15 protein-coding genes and 1 riboswitch are annotated in these 15,709 nt (G+C 36.2%); of the genes, 10 read left to right on the top strand and 5 right to left on the bottom strand.

Annotation, left to right across the window (positions count from 1 at the left end):
• Nucleotides 1-43: 43 nt before the first annotated feature.
• A riboswitch (cobalamin riboswitch) is annotated at nt 44-226 on the top strand.
• A 166-nt stretch (nt 227-392) separates the two neighbouring features.
• Entirely contained in the window at nt 393-2,657 is a 2,265-nt protein-coding gene (locus F7984_RS09995) for a ribonucleoside-diphosphate reductase subunit alpha (protein WP_140461509.1), read from the top strand.
• 16 nt (nt 2,658-2,673) lie between these two features.
• Nucleotides 2,674-3,726, top strand: a complete 1,053-nt coding sequence (locus F7984_RS09990) for a ribonucleotide-diphosphate reductase subunit beta (protein WP_140461508.1) — start codon at nt 2,674-2,676, stop codon at nt 3,724-3,726.
• Nucleotides 3,727-3,771: 45 nt separating this feature from the next.
• On the opposite strand, the gene F7984_RS09985 is transcribed toward F7984_RS09990, so the two are convergent.
• A complete protein-coding gene (locus tag F7984_RS09985; RefSeq protein WP_077248014.1) occupies nt 3,772-3,924 on the bottom strand; it encodes a YpzG family protein in 153 nt (50 codons plus the stop codon).
• Between the two features lie 1,089 nt (nt 3,925-5,013).
• On the opposite strand from F7984_RS09985, the gene F7984_RS09980 reads away from it, so the two are divergent.
• The 7 genes from F7984_RS09980 to F7984_RS09950 all read left to right on the top strand — a co-directional run bounded on the left by F7984_RS09980 (nt 5,014) and on the right by F7984_RS09950 (nt 10,875).
• The gene (locus tag F7984_RS09980) at nt 5,014-5,616 is read left to right on the top strand and encodes a DUF6438 domain-containing protein (protein ID WP_139891881.1); all 603 of its coding nucleotides are present in this window, start codon (nt 5,014-5,016) and stop codon (nt 5,614-5,616) included.
• A 133-nt stretch (nt 5,617-5,749) separates the two neighbouring features.
• On the top strand, nt 5,750-6,853 hold the full coding sequence (locus F7984_RS09975; protein WP_066103569.1) for a branched-chain amino acid aminotransferase: 1,104 nt from the start codon (nt 5,750-5,752) through the stop codon (nt 6,851-6,853).
• Between the two features lie 174 nt (nt 6,854-7,027).
• Nucleotides 7,028-7,459 (top strand): MarR family winged helix-turn-helix transcriptional regulator, encoded by a 432-nt coding sequence (locus F7984_RS09970; protein ID WP_140461507.1) that lies wholly within the window; start codon nt 7,028-7,030, stop codon nt 7,457-7,459.
• Between the two features lie 30 nt (nt 7,460-7,489).
• Nucleotides 7,490-8,356: a YitT family protein gene (locus F7984_RS09965; RefSeq protein ID WP_066103573.1), complete on the top strand. Its 867-nt coding sequence runs from the start codon at nt 7,490-7,492 to the stop codon at nt 8,354-8,356.
• Between the two features lie 127 nt (nt 8,357-8,483).
• Nucleotides 8,484-9,218 carry a gamma-glutamyl-gamma-aminobutyrate hydrolase family protein gene (locus F7984_RS09960; RefSeq protein WP_066103574.1) on the top strand — a complete coding sequence of 245 codons (735 nt, stop codon included), beginning with the start codon at nt 8,484-8,486 and terminating at the stop codon, nt 9,216-9,218.
• A 101-nt stretch (nt 9,219-9,319) separates the two neighbouring features.
• The gene (locus F7984_RS09955; RefSeq protein ID WP_066103576.1) at nt 9,320-9,799 is read left to right on the top strand and encodes an acyl-CoA thioesterase; all 480 of its coding nucleotides are present in this window, start codon (nt 9,320-9,322) and stop codon (nt 9,797-9,799) included.
• 734 nt (nt 9,800-10,533) lie between these two features.
• Nucleotides 10,534-10,875, top strand: coding sequence for a PTS sugar transporter subunit IIA (locus tag F7984_RS09950; protein ID WP_218975783.1), 342 nt, complete (start codon nt 10,534-10,536; stop codon nt 10,873-10,875).
• 461 nt (nt 10,876-11,336) lie between these two features.
• Here F7984_RS09950 and F7984_RS09945 read toward each other — a convergent pair whose 3' ends face one another.
• Complete coding sequence (locus F7984_RS09945; protein WP_066103579.1) at nt 11,337-11,588, bottom strand: alpha/beta-type small acid-soluble spore protein; 252 nt, start codon at nt 11,586-11,588, stop codon at nt 11,337-11,339.
• A 118-nt stretch (nt 11,589-11,706) separates the two neighbouring features.
• Between F7984_RS09945 and F7984_RS09940 the strand changes: the two genes are divergently transcribed.
• The gene (locus tag F7984_RS09940; protein ID WP_139891883.1) at nt 11,707-12,462 is read left to right on the top strand and encodes an exodeoxyribonuclease III; all 756 of its coding nucleotides are present in this window, start codon (nt 11,707-11,709) and stop codon (nt 12,460-12,462) included.
• Between the two features lie 153 nt (nt 12,463-12,615).
• Here the strand turns inward: F7984_RS09940 and F7984_RS09935 are convergent, their stop codons facing one another.
• The 3 genes from F7984_RS09935 to F7984_RS09925 are packed head-to-tail and all read right to left on the bottom strand — an operon-like array spanning nt 12,616 to nt 15,666.
• Nucleotides 12,616-13,005: a DUF3021 family protein gene (locus F7984_RS09935; RefSeq protein WP_066103583.1), complete on the bottom strand. Its 390-nt coding sequence runs from the start codon at nt 13,003-13,005 to the stop codon at nt 12,616-12,618.
• A 57-nt stretch (nt 13,006-13,062) separates the two neighbouring features.
• Complete coding sequence (locus F7984_RS09930; RefSeq protein WP_066103586.1) at nt 13,063-14,337, bottom strand: MFS transporter; 1,275 nt, start codon at nt 14,335-14,337, stop codon at nt 13,063-13,065.
• 12 nt (nt 14,338-14,349) lie between these two features.
• On the bottom strand, nt 14,350-15,666 hold the full coding sequence (locus tag F7984_RS09925; protein ID WP_066103587.1) for an alkaline phosphatase family protein: 1,317 nt from the start codon (nt 15,664-15,666) through the stop codon (nt 14,350-14,352).
• Nucleotides 15,667-15,709: the final 43 nt, after the last annotated feature.

Below are 15,709 nucleotides of genomic sequence, written 5' to 3'. Positions count from 1 at the left end.
ATTCTATATGTTGTTATTATTTTATATCTAAAATACTATATATTGATTTTAACGTGTTTAAGGTGTCGTATTACGACTTAATAGGGAATCCGGTTAAAATCCGGAACTGTACCCGCAACTGTAAATGCTGATGAAATAAGTAAACCACTGTAGAGAAATCTATGGGAAGGACTTAGAGTAAAGCGAAGCATGAGTCAGGAGACCTGCCTTTTTCACTGGTTTGCCTTTATCGGGAGCAATGAGGGTGGAACGGATGAAATAGCAATATTGAACAGTTCAATCTTGTTATTATTTCTTTTCCCATTGCTTATTTTTAGGCAATGGGATTTTTTGCGTGGAGGGAACAGACGTTTTTAATCGATTTATCGGCAAACAATAAGGGGGAAATTAGTATGGCAGTATCTTACGAATCAAACTATGCAAGTCTGGAAGTCATAAATTTAAAAAGCATAGAAACATACATAAAGGAATGTGTTAGTTCCTATACATCTATTTATTCAGCAGAGGAATACTTAGAAAAAATCAAGACAGCACTTGAGTATAAGTCTGACTATAGCAAGAAAGAGTTGGTGAATTTACTGGTACTAAGCGCCGTAGAGCGTATCTCTGCTGATGAGCCTGATTGGACATTTGTGGCGGCAACTATTTATTTAGACCAGTTATATGATAAAGCTTCAAAAAGCCGGGGATATGATTTAACACACAAATATGGGAGCTTTCATCAGCTTGTTGAACTATTGACTGATATGGGGATTTATAATCCAGCATTGTTAAATGAATATACGGAAGACGAAATCAATGAACTCGAAGCAGTCATCGATTCATCAAAAGATCAGTTGTTTACGTATATTGGCATTCGGACGCTGGCAGATCGCTATTTAGCCAAATCTCATCATGGAAGCTTATATGAACTTCCTCAGGAACGGTTTATGATTATTGCCATGACATTAATGATGAATGAGCCTAAAGAACAGCGAATCAAATTAATAAGAGAAGCATATTGGGCCTTATCCAATCTATATATGACGGTGGCAACTCCTACGCTTGCTAATGCTGGGAAAAGCTATGGCCAATTATCCAGTTGTTTTATCGATACTGTTGATGATAGTTTGCAAGGTATCTATGATTCAAACACCGATATTGCCAATCTATCTAAAAATGGCGGAGGAATAGGTGTTTATTTAGGGAAAATTAGAGCGCGAGGCAGTGATATTAAAGGATTTAAGGGTGTTTCCTCAGGAGTTATACCATGGATGAAGCAATTAAATAATACCGCCGTCAGTGTGGACCAACTGGGCCAAAGACAGGGTGCCATTGCAGTTTATCTGGATGTTTGGCATAAGGATATATTTGCCTTCCTCGAAGCGCGTTTAAATAATGGGGATGAACGTTTTCGAACGCATGATTTATTTACTGGTGTTTGCATTCCGGATTTATTTATGGAAATGGTCAAGGAGCGGGGTACCTGGTATTTATTTGATCCGCATGAAGTAAGAAAAGTAATGGGATATTCTCTTGAAGATTATTTTGATGAAGAAGCAGGGGATGGCCAATTCAGACAAAAATATACTGAATGTATCAATCATCCGCAGCTTTCCAAAAAAGAAATACCTGCCATTGAAGTGTTTAAGGCGATCATGATTTCTCAGCTTGAAACAGGAACACCTTATATGTTTTATCGGGATACGGTCAACCGCTCTAATGCTAATCGCCATAAAGGAATGATATATTGCAGTAATTTATGTACGGAAATTATGCAAAATCAAAGTGCTACCAAAGTTATTGAACAAAGAACCGAGGATGGGAAAATTATTATTGAAAAAACACCGGGTGACTTTGTTGTATGTAATCTTTCGTCTATCTCCCTTGCCAAAGCTGTAAAGGAAGATGTCCTTGAACGCTTAATTAAGATACAGGTGAGAATGCTTGATAATGTCATTGATTTAAATAATATCCCGGTCATTCAGGCAAATATAACGAATAAAAATTATCGTGCTATAGGACTTGGGACATTTGGCTGGCATCATTTATTAGCGCTTGAGGGCATTGCCTGGGAATCAGAGAAAGCCGTTGAATACTGTGACCGATTATACGAAAAAATCGCTTATTTAACGATTAAATCAAGTGTGGATTTAGCTGGTGAAAAAGGTGCTTACCCATTTTTTGAAGGATCTGATTGGGAGACCGGATCTTATTTTGACCAAAGAGGCTATGATTCAGATGCTTGGAGTCAATTGAAAAATAGAGTGCATACATCCGGAATTCGAAATGGCTATCTTATGGCCGTAGCACCAAATTCTTCAACTGCGATTATTGCCGGTTCTACATCCGGAATTGATCCAATTTTCAGAAGGGAATATTCCGAAGAGAAGAAGAATTACCGTATTCCAGTGACTGCACCTGACTTGAATCTGGAGACAATGTGGTATTATAAATCCGTTTATTTAATTGACCAAAAATGGAGCATTCTCCAAAATGCACGTCGTCAAAAACATATCGACCAAGGAATCTCGTTTAATTTGTATGTCCGTAATGATATTAAAGCACGTGATTTATTAGACTTGCATCTGCTTGCATGGGAGACCGGATTAAAAACAACATACTATGTACGTTCTACTTCAAGCGCTGTTATAGAAGAATGCGAAAGCTGCCAATAAGGATGGGGGAAATATAATGGATACAAAAACAATAGTGGAAAAACGTAAATTAGTCGATCGGGAAGCACCGAATAGTTCAACGGGTATTATTAATGGCAGAAATTCAAATATTTTAAATTGGGATGATGTGCGCTATCCATGGGCATATCCTAAATATAAAGTAATGCTATCTAATTTTTGGACGCCTTTTGAAATTAATATGGTGAATGATGCGAAACAATTTCCAAATCTTTCAGAAATTGAACAAGAATCCTTTCTAAAAATTATAGGCTTGTTGGCATTGCTTGATAGTATCCAGTCTGACTATGCCAGTAAAGTCGCCGACTATCTGACCGATTCATCTCTGAATGCATTGATGATTATGCTGGCGCAGCAAGAAGTCATTCATAACCATTCCTACTCCTATGTATTGTCAAGTATTGTCCAGAAAAGCAAGCAAGATGAAGTTTTTGAATATTGGAGAACCGAAGAGATTTTGCGTAAACGAAATGATTTTATTACTGATGGCTATCGGGATTTCACAGAAAACCCAACAATTGAAAATCTGCTTAAATCGATTATCTATGATGTAATCCTAGAAGGGCTCTTCTTTTACTCAGGCTTTGCTTTCTTTTATAATTTGGCCAGAAACCAAAAGATGGTGGCAACTTCAACGATGATTAATTATATAAATCGAGACGAGCAGATCCATGTTGGGCTGTTTGAGAAGATTTTTAAAGAAATATTGGCTGAACATCCTGAAACAAATACAGAAGAATTGAAAAATTTTGCGATTGAAACCTTCCGAACTGCTGCAGAGCTTGAGATTGAATGGGGTTATAAAGTTATAGGAAATAAAATCGAGGGAATTACGATGGCTGAGCTCGAACAATATATCCAGTTTATGGCTAATAAGCGTTGCAATCAATTGGGGTATGGAAGATCTCCGTTTCCAGAGGTTTCGAACAAAAATCCATTAAGATGGATTGTTGCCTATCAGGAAGTGGATTTAGGCAAGACGGATTTCTTTGAGCAGAAATCAAGACAATATACAAAAACAACAGATACCAATGGATTTGATGAACTGTAAATGTAAAAAGACGCCATTACGGCGTCTTTTTGCTTGAAGGCATCCTTACCAGCGGTGAGCTTTCGCATTGCTCCTCAAAATGATATTGGTTTGGGACATTGCAGTATGTCCGTTAACCTGTGATTTTGAGCGCTTCCGCCTTGTCCAGTTATGGTGAAAAAGAGAAGAGTGTGGATCTAAATGATTCCGATAACTCATTGCTTATCACCCCATCAGTAGGATACGTTCTGATGTCCCTTTTGAGGACATCAAGTATAGGATATACAAAATGAGTGCCTTTTAATCTCGGGAAAAGTTCACGAATTATTTTCTATATTATGATAAAATATATATAATATGGATATTGATGGTGGATAATTATGCGAAATTTGGAATATGAACAATAATAACGGAGAAATCTATGCCGCGGTCTCCCATTTTGACAGAATGATTTATAAAATCATCTGTTAAAGGGGAAAATACGATGAAATAGCACTGAAAGAAGTCCGGAAGAATGATATGACTGTTGTTTATAGTCAAGAAGCCTATCCAATCCAACGTTTTATGATGTTGGTACTTTTATATCTAAAAGCCATTCCCTGGAAAGTACCGAGTTTTGAGTTGGATCATTAATTGGATGTATGATATATAATCCACCAGATTATTCAGTCGGATGGGTACTTTGATGTAACACATCATCGATTTATCCTTATTGCGGAACCTGTATAAGTAAATGTGTTATTGAATAAAAGTCGGGCTTTCTTATAGTTTCTTTTCTGCTTATGAGCCAGCACTTCTTTCAGATAAAATTTGTCCAAAAGAAAGATTGCTGTTTCTAATTTTCGTAAAATTAAAGTTAGCATATTTATCTGAAACATCAATTTTTACAGATATGTTATAGTAGCTTAGTGATTGATTTTAATTTATTGGCAGAAATCCATACAGAAACATTCCTCGATATTGTCAAGAAAGATCAGCTTGTTCTCTTTTCAATTTCTTCACCATGTAAAATACACTCTCCCGCAAAATGATAACTAACATCTAAAGAGGTATGTTATATTTTTTTAAAACTATATTAATTTAGGAAATTTAACTCATATTATACTTGTAGCAGCCAGCCTTAAATAGATACTTTTGGTCTTTAATTAATGTGTCAGTTGGCTTATTATAAATGGTATTGGTCTTTCATAGTATATATGGTAGACCTATTATAATTTGGAAAATGTTTGAAAAGTGAGCGTGGTGATAAATATATAGATATCTAGCACTCTAAAGAATCAGTTTGTACTAATAGGAGGAAGTATAAAGTTGTTTAAAGAATTTTCCATCTCGCGGACATCATGTCTTGGCAAATCCCCGATTTATCAGGCAACCATCACAAGTGAAGGGCATGTAAGTTGGCAGGGTGAGAAGTATGTTTCATATATAGGCGTTAAGAACTTTACGGTTTCTAAGCAAAGAGTTAAAAAAATTGAAGATCTCTTGCTATCATTCGATTACAAAAACTTCATTTATAATACTACTGCACAAATTGTGCCGGATAGCCCGACTTGTGTTACCCGATTGGTATATCAATTTGGCGAACATAAGACAGTGGTACATGATTTGGGTGACGAGGATGCTGCTTGTGATAATAGTAAGCATACATTGAAAAAATTGGATGCCTTTGAAAGAAAAATGGAAGAATTATTGGGATTAAAGAATTTAATTAAACAACCTCTCTATCTCTTCCATATTAAAAGAAAGTCGAACTCACATGAGGAATATGTAATATCCAGCTCCAATCAAGCTGATGCATTTCAAATGATTAATGTGAATGAGGCTAATTATCATAACTGGCAGATTGATAAGTTAGGAAAAGATAGTACAGGTCGTATACATCCATATATCATTATGAGCTCGGAGCGCTAAAACATTTGATTATGAGAAATAGTCGATGAATTGGAGTTTTTTTATTAATTTTAAGTTTGCTACTTGCAGGTTCCCTATTTGAGGAGTACAATTAATTTTATTAATTATTCTGACAATTTAAAGGGGACATCACATGGATACTCAACTAATTTCTATCACAAAAACCAATTATAAAAAAGAAAAGCCCAATCCTGAAACACTTGGCTTCGGAAGAATTTTTACGGATCATATGTTTATTATGGATTATGATGAAGAATTGGGTGGGTGGCATGATCCGAGGATTATTCCCTATCAACCTATTACACTTGAGCCTTCCTGCATGACTTTTCACTATGGACAAACGGTTTTTGAAGGGCTAAAAGCATATCGTACTCACGATAATCGGGTTTTTCTGTTTAGACCGGAAAAGAATTTTGAACGGATGAACAAATCTAATGATCGTTTATGCATCCCCCATATAGATGAGTCGTTTGTTATCAAGGCATTGGAAATCCTAATCGATATTGATCGTGAATGGATTCCGGACCGGGAAGGTACTTCTTTATACGTACGGCCGTTTATTATTGCAACAGAACCTTATTTGGGTGTTGCACCGTCCAAGCATTATCAGTTCATAATCATTTTGTCACCAGTGGGAGCGTATTATAAAGAGGGAATCAATCCCGTTCGAATTGGTGTTGAGAAAGATTACGTACGATCTGTAAAGGGCGGTACAGGGATGGCCAAAACAGGCGGTAATTATTCATCCAGTCTTAAAGCACAGGAATTGGCAGAAGCACTTGGCTGTTCACAGGTGCTTTGGCTTGATGGAATTGAGAAAAAGTATATCGAAGAAGTCGGAAGCATGAACGTCTTCTTTAAAATAAATGGTGAGGTTGTCACGCCTGCATTAAACGGCAGTGTATTGGATGGTGTGACTCGTCAATCAATTATTCAGCTATTACAACATTGGAACATCCCAGTTACAGAACGTCGAGTTTCTATGCAGGAGATTATTGAGGCTAATAAAAATGGGAAATTGGAAGAAGCCTTTGGGACAGGAACAGCAGCAGTAGTTTCGCCAATTGGTGAATTATTATGGGATAATGAAATTTTAACCATCAACAAAGGGAAAATAGGAACGTTAACGCAAAAATTATATGATACCATCACAGGAATACAAAATGGAAAAGTAGAAGATCCATTCAATTGGATAAAGGAAGTCAAAGAAGAAAGCCAGATACATGTATATAAATAAAAAGTTTTGAAAGAGAATCGTGGGTAACCACGGTTTTTTTTATGCCTTTTTGTTTGGTTAATATTAATTTGGAAAGTGTATATATAAGATAGTTAAACTATTTAATTATAATATGGTATAATAATTAAGCAAAAAAATTAAAATTATTCTCGATGTAAGAGAGGACAATATAGGATGGATGGTAAAGAAAATCAAATAGAAGAATTTGAAAGTATATTGATTTCAACAATTAGAACAATCATGTCGGAGATTACGCAGCATCAGGATTTGGGGATTACCGGATCGCAATTTCATTTGTTAAATAAAATTGAAAAAGAAAAAGTGACAAACGTTAAACATTTAGCGAAAATCCTCAATGTGAAACCAAGCGCGATCACCGTCATGCTTGAAAGGCTGGTGCAGCATGGATTTGTTTCAAGAGTTCAAGATGAGAAGGATAGAAGGTTTGTCGCTGTAACACTTACCGAAGAGGGGGTTCAAGTTCTTCAGAAGGCAAGAGAGAACTCCCGAGAAATTTTAAAAAAGTATGCAGCTTTACTGAATGAACACGAACTGAAGATATTAAATTCTATTCTTCAAAAATTTACTGATTATCAATCAAAATAATAAATATTTATAAAGAAAGAAGGAATAGTTTTGCCAAAAACACATAAAAAAGCATCTATATTAAAAATACTAACAAGATTTTTCTTCATTACACTTGGTGCAGTCATGATGGCTGTTGCATTGGAACTCTTCTTGGTACCAAACAGTGTCATTGATGGTGGAATAACTGGGATATCCATTATGCTTTCACATATAACCAAATTACAGTTGGGACTATTCATCTTTATTATTAACTTGCCATTCCTTTATATTGGATACAAACAAATTGGTAAAACTTTTGCGATTTCCTCTATTTATGGTATTGCTGTCCTTTCTGTTAGTACAGCAATGTTGCATCATATTGAGCCATTTACAGATGAGAAAATCCTGGCTGTGTTATTTGGAGGATTGATTCTTGGACTTGGAGTTGGGATTGTCATTCGTGTTGGCGGTGCCCTTGACGGTACAGAAATCATAGCGATTTTATTATCTAAGAAATTAAGATTACCAGTTGGACAAATCATTATGTTCATAAATGTTTTCATCTTTATAGCTGCAGGTTTCGTATTTGAATGGGATTCTGCAATGTATTCTATTTTCGCGTATTATATGGCCGCTAAGGTTATGGATATCGTAGTAGAAGGTTTAAATGAATCTAGATCTGTAACGATTATTTCCAACGAATATGCAGAAATTTCAGAGGCTATTCAGGATCGCCTTGGAAGATCGACCACGTTTATTTATGCAAAGGGTGGCTACCTAAAGGAAGATACGCAAATGGTTTATTGCGTAATGACACGTCTGGAATTGGCTAAATTAAAAGATGTTGTACATGATATTGATGAAAATGCCTTTATAGCGATTCAGAACGTTTCTGATGTTATGGGCGGTAACTTTGAAAAGAAAAACATACACTAATATTTAATACGATAGCAGCTCATCATTGGGCTGCTATTTTTGTTAGTTGAATAAATTACAAATATTTCTAGAGTAAAAATAATATTTAATGGGAATAGAAGTGAGAGATTAAGGGAGGAATTTAGATATGAAAAATGATAAACCGATTATTGGGTTAACAAGTAATATATTAAAAATAGAAGGAAACAATACAACAACTGTATTTTTAAGTTATTCAGAAGCAATAAAAAAAACAGGTGGAATTCCATTGATTTTTCCATTGGGTAATGAGGAACTCGCTAAGATTTGGGTTTCGATGGTTGATGGGATTTTATTAACGGGTGGTATTGATGTGAATCCGATATTTTACAATGAACCACCAAGTGAGGATTTAGGAGACACACATAAGGGGCTAGATCAATCACATTTCCAAATCATTGAAGAAGCACGCAAGCAAGGGAAACCGTTATTTGGAATATGCAGGGGTTCACATTTAATTAATGTAGCAGCAGGTGGAAGTCTCTACCAGCATGTTGAAGAAGATAAAGAAGATGATAATTCTGATGATTTGGAGCATCTATCAAATGTAGAGCGGCCTGAGCCAGTTCATACAGTTTTTTTAGAACAGGATAGCCAACTATATAGTATTGTCAAAAAGGATAAAATGGATGTGAATAGTTTTCATCATCAGGGCATAAAAGAGTTAGGTAAAGGCTTAAAACCAGTCGCGAAGGCTGAAGATGGATTAATAGAAGCGTTTGAAGGAATTGATGATTCAATTATGGCAACACAATTTCATCCAGAAGAATTGCGTAAACATGATGCCAGCATGGATCAATTGTTAAGACATTTTATTGGTGTTTGTAAGCAAAACGCTTTATGAGAAATTAAGTAAGCTAAACGAAAAGACTGTCATTTGGCAGTCTTTTTCTATGTGTAGTATATTGGGATAAATAGAATATACTGGGTTAGGGGTCGAGCGCCATGTTGGATGAAGGCAAAGTACCAAGTAATTCAAAAGCTTATTTGACTGATTTAGTTTTACCTGCTGATACAAATCAGTACAATTCGATTTTTGGTGGTAAGGTAATGGCGTATGTTGATAAAATTGCAGGAATTGCTGCGATGCGTCATTGTAGAAAACCAGTGGTTACAGCTTCAAGTGATTCGTTCGATTTTCATGCTCCTATTAAATCTGGGCAGGCTATCTGTTTGGAGGCGTTTGTTACTTGGTCACACAATACCTCAATGGTGGTGTATGTAAGGGTTGAAGGAGAGAATCTGATGACTGGAGAGAGAAGACTAACGTCTGAGGCATTCTTGACCATGATTGCGATTGATAAAGATGGAAGGCCCTCTTCAGTTCCTAAAGTACTGCCTGAAACCGAGCTTGAAAAAGAGCTGTATAATCGTGCTGAAGCGAAGTATCAAGAACGGAAAATGAGAAAGCAGAAATCTAAATAAGGGAGTCACCAAAGCCTTGGAAATATGTTTTTCAAGGTTTTATGATGATTTTTGTAACGGCTAATACTCCTCAATTATTCCTGCTTTTTAAAAAGAAATAGTCCTAAATTAGAAGGAAATTTCTAGAGATGAATAGCTATAGTTGAGTTACTTCTACCAAAGAAGAGAGAAAACATATACATAGATCCAGACCGAATTCAGTAACCTGAGGGAGCTAGTTTACTATTATAGAGATTAACACAGATGATAACAGGGAGGGCTGAGGCCTTCCCTTTTTTATTTCTGAAAAATAAATAATGGTATCTGACTCCTCTAGATATTTCATATTAACCATGTGTATACCTCCGAAACTGAACAGGGTTTACAGAGAGTGATATAGACTCAAGATCAGATGTTCCCAGTATTAATTGGATGATTATCCTATCATAAAAATCTTAGGATCGTCAGATATAAATAACTCAAACGAAGGTACTATATTATATGAAAATACTAATTGTGAATGCTGATGATTATGAGATTTATTGCATTTGAAATTTCTGGTTAGTAAGCCTTTAAAAAGGGTATTGTTTTATCAACGTTATGAATGATTTTTCGACTATGGAATATTGATTGGAAATTCCTATCTGATACGTATTAAAAGATATGAAAATATGGATAGCATAAGATAAAGCAGGAGAATCAGAGATGAGGACTGCAATATTATAAAATATCAAATCTATCTAAATGGAGGGAAAATGATGAATGAAGTAGAAAAATTCAGGTTAATTCTCCATGGTGGAGACGGTCGAAGCTGTGCGGTGGAAGCAATTGCTGCAGCGAAGCACGGAGATTATAGCCTAGCTCACCAAAAATTGAAAGAATCAACAGATGCTATTCTAATGGCTCATCAAACGCAAGTTTGTTTATTACAGAAAGAAACGGAAGAAGTTATGAATGTATCATTCTTAATGCTACTTGCACAGAATAATCTGATGAAAACCTTGACAGTTAAGAATATGGCTGCTGAATTTGTAGAATTATATGAAAGCAGCGAGTTACACACCGGAATTGATAGAAGAATTTATAAAAATGTATGAGGAATAAATTGGCTGTGAAGGGATTATGGTTTACCGATATTGAAGATGGCAAATAAAAACTGGAAAGAGTAGGAGCGTTGCCAAATTAAAAAGAAGGTTTGCTTGTATTATCATTGAATTGATGGGTAGAAAGGCATTACAACAAGCTGTCAATGAATAAAGGAGCAATCAGGAAGTTTACTCTATGACAGCGTTGTTGAAATCAGCTGTATTATTACAAGTAAGGGCCTTACCAATAGCAATTGGCGATCTTCCGGTTGCGTCTGAGTACAGTAAAGTAAATTAAATCATTTGAGAGTGAAACGGTAATTTTGGAAAACAGGATTAGCTGTAATTGAGTTAACGAGCAATCAACTTGTATCTTCGGGGGTTAACAAAATAGTTGAAAAACTCTGTAGCTCTATAAATTTCAGCTTTTATAATTCTTCACTTAACTTTTTTTGAAGCCTGAGAGGCTTTTTTTATTGCCTCAATATATTTTCCTTTGCCAATTTGGTTAATTCCTTCACCATGCTTCCACCTAGTTTACCGCCGATTTTTCCTGCATCTGCTGCAGCAATGCGACCATTATATCCTTCATTGAGGGGAATGCCAAGATCTTTAGCTACTTCATATTTTGCTCTGTCCGGGTGGTCGGCTTGCGCCACTTTTGCTTTCAGCTGATCTAATTGTTCCCTGGATTCAGGTACTAAAATTTTTCTGCGTTTGGCCATCGTTAATCACGTCTCCTTTAAATATAAGGTGCCCAAACCGCATTTTATCTACTCGATTTGTTATAATGAATTTTATATGAATTAGATAGAGATATTTAGCAGGGGGAAAATTGAAGTTATGAAATTTGTTTCTTGGAATGTGAATGGGATAAGAGCTTGCGTTGGAAAAGGTTTTTTGGATACTTTTAAAGAATTAAACGCTGATATATTTTGTTTGCAGGAAACTAAACTGCAGGAGGGCCAGATTAATCTGGAGCTGGATGGCTATTATCAATACTGGAATTACGCTGTAAAAAAAGGATACTCAGGCACGGCAATTTTTACTCGTCAAAAACCATTATCCGTTAAATACGGGATTGGGAATGATGAGTATGATGTGGAAGGCAGAGCCATTACATTGGAATTTGATCAATTTTTCATTGTAAATGTGTATACACCAAATTCACAGCGTGACCTGGCAAGGCTTGGGTACCGTTTGGTTTGGGAAGATTTACTTTATGCTTACTTACATGAATTGAATAAAGAGAAAGCAGTGATTTTAACGGGAGATTTAAATGTTGCTCATAAACCCGAAGATTTACGAAACCCCAAATCAAATAAAGGGAATTCTGGCTTCACAGATGAGGAACGAGGTAAGATGACAGCTTTATTATCTAGCGGTTTTGTTGATTCCTTCCGTTATCTCTATCCTGATAAAACAGAAGTGTATAGCTGGTGGTCTTATATGAGCAAAGTCCGCGAACGTAATATTGGGTGGCGGATTGACTACTTTATTGTGTCTGAATCAATCGCTAATCTAATTACCGAAGCAGAAATCCACACGTCAATTATGGGTAGTGACCATTGTCCAATTTCTTTGGAAATGAAAATTTGAGTCGATGTAATTTTTAGTTAGTCGTATAGAGAAGTCCATATTCAAAAGTAAGGCATTAATCTAAAAATTATTTGAAAACAAAGAAACACTTTCAGCATTTCGAGAAAGTGTTTCTTTTTGTTTGTTAAAGCATTCTGTAAATCTCTTTATGGTTTACCGTTTGATTAGAATACCAAAAATGAGGTAGAAGATACTCCATAAAGTAATTCCCCATATCAAAAAGATACCCAATAAGGCTGCAATATCCATTAAAGATTTTATTTCAAACCATCCACTGAAAATAAGACATGGAAAAATGGTCAAAAGCATAAAACCAAAGTGAATTATACTCTGCTTCTTCAACGACCAGCCATCAATACTGTATATAACTGAAAAACCTGCAACTAGAGCACTGATTATACCCACAATAAACGTACTTCTTACCTCATGAACCGGTCCAGAGCCGTAATAAAGAACAATTGATATACTAGTCAAAATTAAAAAAGGTATAAACGCTCTTATCATTCCTGCCGTTACATAAGCTATTGTCTTCACCTCGTTCATATATCATATTCACAAGAGTAGACCTTACCAATAAACAGATTATATTTGTTAACATATTTATAATTTTGCCGTAACAGTAGGGGCATGCTGGGCAGTATTTGGCACACGGAGCATGAAGAGCCCGCCAATGATAAATAGGACCACTAAACTAAGCACACCAATATTTGTATTGCCGGTAATTTGCGTTGTGATTCCCATTAAAAATGGACCGGTAATAGCAGCAAATTTTCCAAAGATATTATAAAAGCCAAAAAATTCATTTGAAGACTCTTTTGGCACAAGTTTAGCGTAATAGGAGCGGCTTAAAGCTTGAATCCCACCCTGTGACGTACCTACCAGGATAGCCAATATCCAAAAATCAAGCGCTGACGTAATAAAATAAGCGTAGATACAAATAAATGTGTAGATTGCTATACCTACTAAAATCATGATTTTTTCATTGTATTTAGCTGCCAGTCTGGCATATAGCAAAGAGAATGGAGCGGCTATGACTTGCGTGACAAATAAAACAATTAACAAGGTAGTCGAGCTAAAGCCTAAATCAGTTCCATAGGCAGTCGACATCGTAATAATCGTATGCACACCATCAATATAAAAAAAATAAGCAATCAGGAAAATAAATAAATGACGATAGGCTCTGATATTTTGGAACGTAGCAAACAGGCGTTTAAAACTCATCCTGATTGGGTTTCTAACCCGTTCAATATAATATGTTTGTTGTACATTTCTTAACAGCGGAATCGTAAATAATCCCCACCATAGTGCTGTGATTATAAAGGCTGCTTGCATTGCTGCTGTAATGGAGAGTGGAATGATTTTTTGTTGAGCGAGCAGGGTGAGGGCAATCCCAATGATAAATGGAATGGTACTTCCTATATACCCCAATGCATATCCGTGAGCAGAGAGTTTACTCATTTTATTATCATCGGTCACATCTACTAAAAAGGCATCATAAAAAATATTTGCGCCTGCAAAACCAATGGAAGTGATGATGTAGCAAATCAATAAAATGATCCATTGATCAAAAGGTACGATTGCTAGCATGAAAGTGAAGAGTATCCCCAGTGAAAAAAAGAAAATAAAGAAACGTTTCTTAAATCCTTTAAAATCTGCAATTGTACCCAAGAGCGGTGCCAAAATAGAGATTAATAATGTACCAATAGAATTGGCATAACCCCAATAAGCAGTTGACGTAGCATTCGATATATTCGCTGCATCTGCGGCTGCTTTGAAATAAATAGGAAAGATGGCTGTCACGATTACAATTGAATAGGCTGAATTTGCCCAGTCATAAAAAGCCCAGCTTTTCTCCTGCTTTGTTAGTGAACTCATACCTTACCTCCTTTATTCTTTTGGCTGGATAAACGCTTCTATCACCTTTCCATCTGTTTCTCCCAGGGAGAGACCCAGCATAGCAGCTAATGTAGGACCTATATCGACAAGGTGCATGTTTGGAATGATTTGTCCGCTTGTGACTCCTTTGCCTGCTGCTATAAATACGGTGCTGTAATCTGGTTTTTGAGGAGAATATCCATGTGTGGCCAATGTATATTTGGGTTCACGCTTCACATCTTCTGCGCTTATATGCTTAATGAAATCGCCTTCATAAGATTCCGTGAAATAGAACCCTTTTCTTGCTTCAAGCATGAAGGCACAAGCTGGGTCTGCCCCTAAATTTTCTGCTTCAGTACCAGTCAGGATTTGTTCAATCCCGTTGTCTTTGTTCTCCATTAATTTAGTCAATAATGACTGAACTCGCTTGTAGGTACCGATATCTTCTTTATCTTTTACGTAAATATATGCTGATCCATCACAGGATTTACAATAAGCCTTCCAATTGATCAATTTTCCTTGTTTGTTAATATGTATAAAATTTTCCCGTTTAAATAGGGTGTTTACTTGTATCGCTTTATTTTCATCTAATGCACTGTGATCCCCAAGGACAATCACTGTTGTTTCTTCATATAATTGTATTTCTTTCAATGTGGTAATAATTTGGCCAAGACGTTCATTATGCCTTGTCAGTGCTTCATTAGCTTCGCTGGAATCAAATCCATGGTCATGTCGCTTTGAATCCAAATCTGTGAAATGAACAAGAAGTAAATGTGGCTGCTTCGTTTTGATTGTTTCAAGGCAAGAGGCCAGCACAAAGTCATCTAAATGTGGTTGACTCAGTCCCTGCCTCAGATGGCCGAATTTTTTATTCAGCTGCCATTGGTAGAGAGGACTGCCGCTGAAGAGTGAGACAAGCAGTTGAGTTTGCCAGGGTCTGTTTGGAAAAATTTCCGGCAAATTGTAATCGATGTTCGCACGGCCAGTGACAGGCCATAAAAGGGAAGCGGTTGTTAGGTTGGCCTTTTTTGCCTGATCATATAAAGTAGTGCCTTTAATAGAAGATCTGTACCATTGCCAATCAGGAGATTTCCGGCCGGGCTGAATAAGCGTATTGTTGATAATCCCATGTCTTTTCGGATAATTACCTGTGATGATGGATGTATGACAAGGATAGGTTAAAGAGGGGTAGATGGTTTGAACATGGTTTGCATAAGATCCTCTCTCAATTATATCCCTGAAGTGCGTTAAATTAGTTAATTTAGGAAAATCCAATGCAGATAAGCAATCAAAAGATATTACAATTATTCGCTTTGTTAGGCCGTTCATAGATACCTCCTTTCCGCTTTATCTTTTATTTTACTATTGTGTA

It is taken from the genome of Pradoshia sp. D12 (genome assembly GCF_008935075.1).
GTDB lineage: Bacteria > Bacillota > Bacilli > Bacillales > Pradoshiaceae > Pradoshia.
The sequence above is the reverse complement of the archived record's forward strand: the minus strand, read 5'-3'. Positions and strand labels throughout refer to the sequence as shown.

Excerpts from the sequence above, each read along its gene's own strand:
- F7984_RS09995 (WP_140461509.1), top strand. The coding sequence starts at position 393 with ATGGCAGTATCTTACGAATCAAACTATGCAAGTCTGGAAGTCATAAAT.
- F7984_RS09990 (WP_140461508.1), top strand. The coding sequence starts at position 2,674 with ATGGATACAAAAACAATAGTGGAAAAACGTAAATTAGTCGATCGGGAA.
- F7984_RS09985 (WP_077248014.1), bottom strand. The coding sequence starts at position 3,924 with ATGAGTTATCGGAATCATTTAGATCCACACTCTTCTCTTTTTCACCAT.
- F7984_RS09975 (WP_066103569.1), top strand. The coding sequence starts at position 5,750 with ATGGATACTCAACTAATTTCTATCACAAAAACCAATTATAAAAAAGAA.
- F7984_RS09970 (WP_140461507.1), top strand. The coding sequence starts at position 7,028 with ATGGATGGTAAAGAAAATCAAATAGAAGAATTTGAAAGTATATTGATT.
- F7984_RS09960 (WP_066103574.1), top strand. The coding sequence starts at position 8,484 with ATGAAAAATGATAAACCGATTATTGGGTTAACAAGTAATATATTAAAA.
- F7984_RS09955 (WP_066103576.1), top strand. The coding sequence starts at position 9,320 with ATGTTGGATGAAGGCAAAGTACCAAGTAATTCAAAAGCTTATTTGACT.
- F7984_RS09950 (WP_218975783.1), top strand. The coding sequence starts at position 10,534 with ATGATGAATGAAGTAGAAAAATTCAGGTTAATTCTCCATGGTGGAGAC.
- F7984_RS09945 (WP_066103579.1), bottom strand. The coding sequence starts at position 11,588 with ATGGCCAAACGCAGAAAAATTTTAGTACCTGAATCCAGGGAACAATTA.
- F7984_RS09940 (WP_139891883.1), top strand. The coding sequence starts at position 11,707 with ATGAAATTTGTTTCTTGGAATGTGAATGGGATAAGAGCTTGCGTTGGA.
- F7984_RS09935 (WP_066103583.1), bottom strand. The coding sequence starts at position 13,005 with ATGAACGAGGTGAAGACAATAGCTTATGTAACGGCAGGAATGATAAGA.
- F7984_RS09930 (WP_066103586.1), bottom strand. The coding sequence starts at position 14,337 with ATGAGTTCACTAACAAAGCAGGAGAAAAGCTGGGCTTTTTATGACTGG.
- F7984_RS09925 (WP_066103587.1), bottom strand. The coding sequence starts at position 15,666 with ATGAACGGCCTAACAAAGCGAATAATTGTAATATCTTTTGATTGCTTA.